The organism is Sulfurimonas sp. (assembly GCF_023229105.1).
Taxonomy (GTDB): Bacteria; Campylobacterota; Campylobacteria; order Campylobacterales; family Sulfurimonadaceae; genus Sulfurimonas.
Genome location: NZ_JALNZY010000100.1, coordinates 1 through 6,336, shown reverse-complemented (window position 1 = coordinate 6,336; position 6,336 = coordinate 1). Strand labels below are relative to the sequence as shown.

Sequence of the window (6,336 nt, the reverse complement as noted above, 5' to 3'; positions counted from 1 at the left end):
TCCCTACATTCTCAAGAATTTTTGCTATGTTTACATCATACTCATAAGTAGGGTCTTCTTCAACACAGATAGTCTCAAGCTCTGCAAGACGGTTGTTTACAGCATCATCTTCAAAGTCGCCTGTTGCGTAGATTATCTCTTTTTCTTTGATAGCATCATAGAGTCTTTTGTTTCCATAAAGAACAGCATCAGCAATAGTAAAATCTTCATAAGCATATTGATTTTGCTCTAAAACCCCGACTTTATTTGTTTTTGGGATTATAACTTCACCCTCATACTCTTTGATTTGACCGCTGAGAATTTTTAAAAAGGTTGTTTTTCCGGCACCGTTTGCACCGATTAGTCCATATCTTTTATGACGATCTAATTTAAGATTTATATCTTGAAATAGAACTCTATTTCCATAACGCATTATTAATTTTTGTACAGTTACCATAGTTTATCTCTCGCTTAGGCAAAATTTATATCTGCCTCTTATTTTTCGCGATTGTAACTAAATGTTGTTTAAAGCTTGATTTAGCCGTTATGCTATATTTTACTGTGCGGGTTATCCCAAAAATCAGCATCGGGTTTATTTTGATGAATATCTTTGAGGTATTTTTCTTCTGTTCTTTGAATCTCTGCTCTGATGAGATTTACTATAGCTTTTTGAGATGCAATAGGTTCAGGAAGTGTGCAATAATCTCCGTCTGTAAGTTCATCATTGAATCTTTTTTCATCAAAATTTTTCCCTAAATATTTTACTATATATCTAAGGTCTCTCTCTGCATTTCCAAGACAAGATGTCGCACCCGGGGATGGTGTCATGTTAAATATTAAGCCCTCTCCAGTATAGATAGAAGCCTCGCCAAGAAGAAGTTTTTGCTCATCTTTGTTTAGCACTTGTGGACGTACACCGCCAAAACCTTTGGCATATCTGAATTCATCAAGTTTCAAAGAGGGGACAATCTTTTGTGCATCTTTTAAAAAGAGGTATTTGTTTAAAAAAGGGACTTCAAAAAGAAAGTTTCTAAAGATATATTTGCGTATGTCACGCTCTTTTAGAAGTTTCCAAAGAGCCATGGCTATATTTTTATCAAATCTTAGAGTTTTGAAAAAATCCAAGTAAGTTCCCTTTTTGTAACGCTCAAGCTTTGGAAGCATCAAGGCAGTCGGACCAAATCGTGTATTTCCCTCTGCTAAAACGTCAGGGTCTCCATGAAGGGCTGCAAAAGGGAGTTTTGGATTTTGAATCATATAGACTTTGCCGTTTAGCATCTTTTCATTTGTAATATAAAAACTTCCGGCAACAGGGAGGCACCCAAGATTTAAGCCAAAGCCCATTTCATGTGCCAAAAATAGAGAATGCGCACCTGCATCTACAACGACAAAGTCGGCATAAAAGGTACTGTTTTTTGTTTTAACGACATATCCGCGTTTTTTACTTTTTTCAATTTTTTCTACTTTGGTATTTAAAAAAAGCTCCAGTTCTACATCTTTTTCTTTTTTTGCATTTTCTATAAAGGAGCTTGAGAGTTTTCCAAAATCAACCGTAGTCCACTGATCTTTAGTGCCTATAGCTACTATATCCTCCTTTCGTTCGTTGCCGTTTTCATCAAATACAACGCGAGGCTCAAGCTCCTTTAATCTCTCTTTATCCCAAACTTCAAGATATGGAAACAACTCAGAAAACTCCTCATAACGATGCAGTAGAAATTCAACCTCTTTTTTACCTACACCCAGAGCCATTTTTTGATGTGAAAAGATTATCCTGTTTTGATAATGGTGCCCTAGGCAATACTTCTCCACCATTTTTGCAGTACGTTTTGTGATTGCGGCTTTTTGAAGCGTATAATTTGTCTCAATATCCCCTACATGTATAGTTTGAGAGTTGCTTGTCGCGCAAGAGTTAAGAGTGGCAATGTCTTCATATTTTTCTATAACAGCGATGGACTTTATATCTGTATATCTTGCTAACTCATATGCTAGCGCCGTTCCTGATACGCCAGCTCCAACAATTATTACTTCAAAATTTTTAGTAGCCATTATAAATTACCGCCTCTTTTTAACTCTTTTTAGCTGTATTGTAGCGAATTTATTATAATATTTTATAATTTCTTAAGGATAGAGTTAACATGCAGATTAGAGAGTTAGATTTAAGAGAGCTGTTTAGTGTTTATGAGGTTCTCTCACAACTTCGTACCGAACTAGCTTATGATGAGTTTGAAGATCTTATATACGAGATGAGAAACATGGAGTATAAAATGTTTGGAATTATGGATGGTGAAAAGTTGATAACTTATGCGGGCGCTGCTGTTCAAACAAATCTTTATCACAAAAGACATCTTTTTGTTTTTGATTTAGTTACCGACAAGGAGTATAGAAGCAGCGGCTATGGAAAAATGATGCTTGAGTATCTGCATGATTATGCAAAGATGGGAATGTGTGAAAATATAGTTTTATCCTCAGGATTTAAAAGAGAAAAGGCACATGAGTTTTATGAAAAAAACGGTTTTGAGAAAAAAAGTTTTGTTTTTTTAAAGAGAGTTTGAGTTAGGCTTGTTTAAAGAGTAGGAAAAAATATAGAAAGTTTGCAGGTCATCATAGAGATGAAACCTGCAAAGTAAGACCTATAAAGGTGTTACGTTCTCAGCTTGAGGACCTTTTTGTCCTTCGCCTAGTTCAAAAGTTACCTTTTGACCTTCAGCTAAAGAGACGCGACCCGGTCCTGTTCTGTTTACTTGACGAAAGTGTACGAATACATCCTTACCGCCATTTTCTTGTTGTATAAAACCATAACCTTTTTCTTCATTGAACCATTTAACTGATCCGTCTAGCAATTCTGCCATGTTGGAGTACCTCTTTGGTAAAAATTCACTTCTTTTGGAAGTGGAGTCAAAATATAGGGGAGTCGTTTGTCTAGCAGAATATACTATAGATGAACTCACACACACAAATCTTTCATCAAGAAAATTATAGCAAAAGTTTTAATATTTGTGCATAAAAAGTAAAATTTCATATAAGTTAACTTTATGTCGATATATAAAGATACAAGAAAAGAGGAGGAATTTAAAATATGAAAATATCTTCAGAAAGTCAGGTTTTCGAGCCTGCAATAAAAAGTTCGTCAATAAAGCCGCTTTTTACAGAGAAAATATCAAAAGATGAAGCTTTAGAGATAAGAGAGCAGATTAGGCAAAATAGTAATGCTATAGCTTTTAACTCTGCTATTATTCAAGGCAGTGTCTCTAATGCAGAGGATAGTTTTGCAAAACAGCATGAAGATTTTCAAAGTTTTTTAAAAAATATCGGATATGACGGAAAACCGATAGCCGAGCTTTCAAAAGCAGAAGCATCAGAGCTTGTAAGCGAAGATGGTTTTTTTGGCATAGAGAAGACATCTGCTAGAATCGCTGACTTTGTAGTAAACGGAGCAGGTGAGGATGAGGCTAAACTTCGTGCAGGGCGTGAGGGAATGATTCAAGGATTTAAAGAAGCAGAAGCAATGTGGGGAGGAAAACTTCCAGAAATTTCACAAAAAACTATGGCAAAGGCTATAGAGACGGTAGATAAAGCAATGTATGATTTAGGCTTTTCTATAATTGATAAAGAAGTTTAATGCTTGAGTTTGTGCTGAAATATCAGCGTTGTCTGATATTATTTCACGCATAAAAGGAAAAAGCATGAAATATGAGTTAAAAGATGAGTTCATAGAACTTTATAAGCTTCTAAAAGTTTTGGATTTGGTTGATAGTGGAGCAGAAGCTAAAATGATTATAGCTGATGGTCATGTAGAGAGAAACGGCAGCGTTGAGCTGAGAAAAAGAGCAAAAATTGTTCGCGGGGATGTTATAGAAGTCGCTGATGCCAAAATAGAGGTTTTTTAATCTCTGCTATTTTGGCGCTAGAATAGAAATGAACTCACAAGACCTATTAGTCCACCAAAAACTCCGCCCCATACAATAAGCCATGAAAGATGCTCTTTTATGAGCTGTTGAACCATCTCTTTAACCATCACGGGTGTCAACTCATTTAATCTTATCTCTATAATATCCTCAATGCTTTTAATCATATCCTCGCTTAGGGATGAGTTTTGTAGATGATTTTGCAGGGTGTAATTAAAAGTTTCACTTTGTACTATTTTCACAACTGCATTTTTCATCTTCAAGGAGAAAGGCTCGCGAAGACTTTCTAACACGCTCTCCCCGCCAAACATACCCAGCATTCCGCCAAAGGAGGACTCCATAACTGTTTTGGTTAGCGCATCAAAAGCGGGAGAGAAGTCAGTTGTTTCTATGATTGGCACCAAATCTATCTTCCTCTTTTCATTTTTAAAGAAGTAGTCGAGCTGCTCTTTAGTAAAAAATTGACTCATCATAAGGTTTTTAATAGCCTCTTTAAAGGCTTCAAAACGTGCAGGAATTACACCAGAACCGTAAAGAAACGGCACTTTCTCAAACAGCATATGAATTGCAAGTTGATTTGTTAAAGCACCCGAGAGTGCAAAAAGCCCAGTGTATAAAATCATATTACTCATACTTGAGTCAATAAAAAATGATAAAACGACAAGAGTTGCAGCGAGTAGATTTGTGATAAAACTTTTATTTAGTTTCAATTTTTTGCCTTTATAAAAAAAAGTATCTTAAAAGCAAGATTATACTAAAATCTTCGACAATAAAATTTAATGGAACAGTTTATGAAACAAGAGAGCTATACACTTTTTAAAAACGCAGATACGCAAACAATTTTACAAACAATTGAGGCTGAGTTAAAAAATAGAAATGAGTCTCCTTTTTGGAGAGACAAGGTTGTGCCTTTTAGCGCTGCAATACTATCTATTTTAATTGCTCTAAGAGATGCAGATATGCTTTTTAATCCCGAAGGAGGGGTAGAGAGCGAACTTACTCCAGAGCTTTTTTTAAAGTGGAGTGATTTTGTAAGTTTAAAAACATTGGCTTTTACGATTCAAAAGTCAAACGAGGCGGGAGTTTTGCTTAGAACAAAACTAGATGCGGCAACATGTAACAAATACAGAAGCATTGATTTGAAAGTTTTGGGTGATTATTTGTCAAGATATACCGTAAATCTTGAAGAGGAATCTCTTGATTTTCCAATCTCGAACTACAATCTGCATCAAGGTGTAAGTAACGTTATAAAATCGCTTCTCTAAGAGAGATATATTGATTAAATTTATCGAATACTTTATTAAAAACTCCAGACTAAACTATGCTCTTTTAGCTTTTTTGGTTTTCATGGGAATATATGCTTATAAAAATATTCCAAAAGAGATTTTTCCTGATGTTGAACTTGACAAAATCAGCGTGCTAGGTTCCTACAAAGGAACGAGTGCCAATGTTATGGATAAAATGGCAGTTCGTGATATTGAGGATGAAATAAGCGATATTAGCGGTATCGATAAGATGGAAACCACTATAACACCGGGCGCTTTTGCAATACTTTTGACACTTAGCAATAACGCAAATAAAGAGATAACTCTCGGACGTGTAAAGGATGCTATTGCGCTTAGCAGGCAGTATCTGCCATCAGACATGAACGAACCTGTTGCAAGGCTACTTGATAAGACAAGATCTCTCATCCGACTTGCTATCTCCTCAGACACGCTCTTAATAGACGAACTAACGGTAATCGCACAAGATGTAAAATCTAAAATAACAAAGCTAAATAATATAAGCGAGGTTTTAATTCGCGGAGACTCTGATCAAGAGGTAGTTATTAAACTAAACTCAGAAGCTATTTTAGCGTATGAACTTTCGCACTCAAGCATTCAAAAAGCGATAGCAAACCTCTCTTATATTTTTCCCATCGGGAATATAGAGCAAAGGGGAAGTTTTGCATATGTATCTACGGCAAATAAAAAAGTAGATGCCAATGAGTATAAAGAGAGTATTTTAAAGATAGACTCAAAGTTTATAAAGTTAGGCGACATAGCTGAGGTAAGCGTTGAGTATCCGCAGACGGATACGCTTGCAACATACAACAATAAAAAAACAATCTCACTAGTTATCTCAAAGGGAGCAAGCGGAGATTCGCTTGTTTTGTCAAAAGAGCTAAGGGAGTATGTAAGGAGCATAGAAAAAAATTATGAGGGAGCTATTTTTGATTTTTATCAAGATAGTTCAAAGCCTGTAAAAGAGAGACTTGACACAATTATTTCAAATCTTATGCTTGGTTTGATCTTGGTCTTTTTTTCAATGTATATTTTGATAAATCTAAGAATTGCAATCATAGTAGCGCTTGGAATCCCTTTTTCCTTTATGATAGGGCTTTTGAGCATCTACTATATGGGTTACTCAATTAACATAGTCTCCTTGCTTGGAGGACTTATTGTTATAGGTA

The 6,336-nt window shown here is 35.5% G+C and carries 9 protein-coding genes; 5 read left to right on the top strand and 4 right to left on the bottom strand.

What is annotated here, in order from left to right; all coding sequences use genetic code 11:
• A partial coding sequence (locus tag M0Q17_RS10385; RefSeq protein WP_295086593.1) for an ATP-binding cassette domain-containing protein occupies positions 1 to 436 on the bottom strand: 436 nt, incomplete at its 3' end.
• Positions 437 to 528: 92 nt separating this feature from the next.
• Complete coding sequence (locus tag M0Q17_RS10380; protein WP_295086591.1) at positions 529 to 2,025, bottom strand: FAD-dependent oxidoreductase; 1,497 nt, start codon at positions 2,023 to 2,025, stop codon at positions 529 to 531.
• A gap of 89 nt (positions 2,026 to 2,114) precedes the next feature.
• Between M0Q17_RS10380 and M0Q17_RS10375 the strand changes: the two genes are divergently transcribed.
• Positions 2,115 to 2,531, top strand: coding sequence for a GNAT family N-acetyltransferase (locus M0Q17_RS10375; RefSeq protein WP_295086589.1), 417 nt, complete (start codon positions 2,115 to 2,117; stop codon positions 2,529 to 2,531).
• A gap of 78 nt (positions 2,532 to 2,609) precedes the next feature.
• On the opposite strand, the gene M0Q17_RS10370 is transcribed toward M0Q17_RS10375, so the two are convergent.
• Positions 2,610 to 2,828 carry a cold-shock protein gene (locus tag M0Q17_RS10370; protein WP_294878387.1) on the bottom strand — a complete coding sequence of 73 codons (219 nt, stop codon included), beginning with the start codon at positions 2,826 to 2,828 and terminating at the stop codon, positions 2,610 to 2,612.
• Positions 2,829 to 3,055: 227 nt separating this feature from the next.
• Between M0Q17_RS10370 and M0Q17_RS10365 the strand changes: the two genes are divergently transcribed.
• Both M0Q17_RS10365 and M0Q17_RS10360 read left to right on the top strand, forming a co-directional pair.
• Positions 3,056 to 3,598 carry a hypothetical protein gene (locus M0Q17_RS10365; protein WP_295086587.1) on the top strand — a complete coding sequence of 181 codons (543 nt, stop codon included), beginning with the start codon at positions 3,056 to 3,058 and terminating at the stop codon, positions 3,596 to 3,598.
• A gap of 64 nt (positions 3,599 to 3,662) precedes the next feature.
• Positions 3,663 to 3,866, top strand: coding sequence for an RNA-binding S4 domain-containing protein (locus M0Q17_RS10360; protein WP_295086585.1), 204 nt, complete (start codon positions 3,663 to 3,665; stop codon positions 3,864 to 3,866).
• A 17-nt stretch (positions 3,867 to 3,883) separates the two neighbouring features.
• On the opposite strand, the gene M0Q17_RS10355 is transcribed toward M0Q17_RS10360, so the two are convergent.
• Positions 3,884 to 4,594, bottom strand: coding sequence for a DUF445 domain-containing protein (locus M0Q17_RS10355; RefSeq protein WP_295086583.1), 711 nt, complete (start codon positions 4,592 to 4,594; stop codon positions 3,884 to 3,886).
• A gap of 81 nt (positions 4,595 to 4,675) precedes the next feature.
• Between M0Q17_RS10355 and M0Q17_RS10350 the strand changes: the two genes are divergently transcribed.
• Positions 4,676 to 5,149: a hypothetical protein gene (locus tag M0Q17_RS10350; RefSeq protein ID WP_295086581.1), complete on the top strand. Its 474-nt coding sequence runs from the start codon at positions 4,676 to 4,678 to the stop codon at positions 5,147 to 5,149.
• A gap of 10 nt (positions 5,150 to 5,159) precedes the next feature.
• Positions 5,160 to 6,336 (top strand): efflux RND transporter permease subunit (locus M0Q17_RS10345; RefSeq protein WP_295086579.1); only part of this gene is annotated, 1,177 nt, incomplete at its 3' end.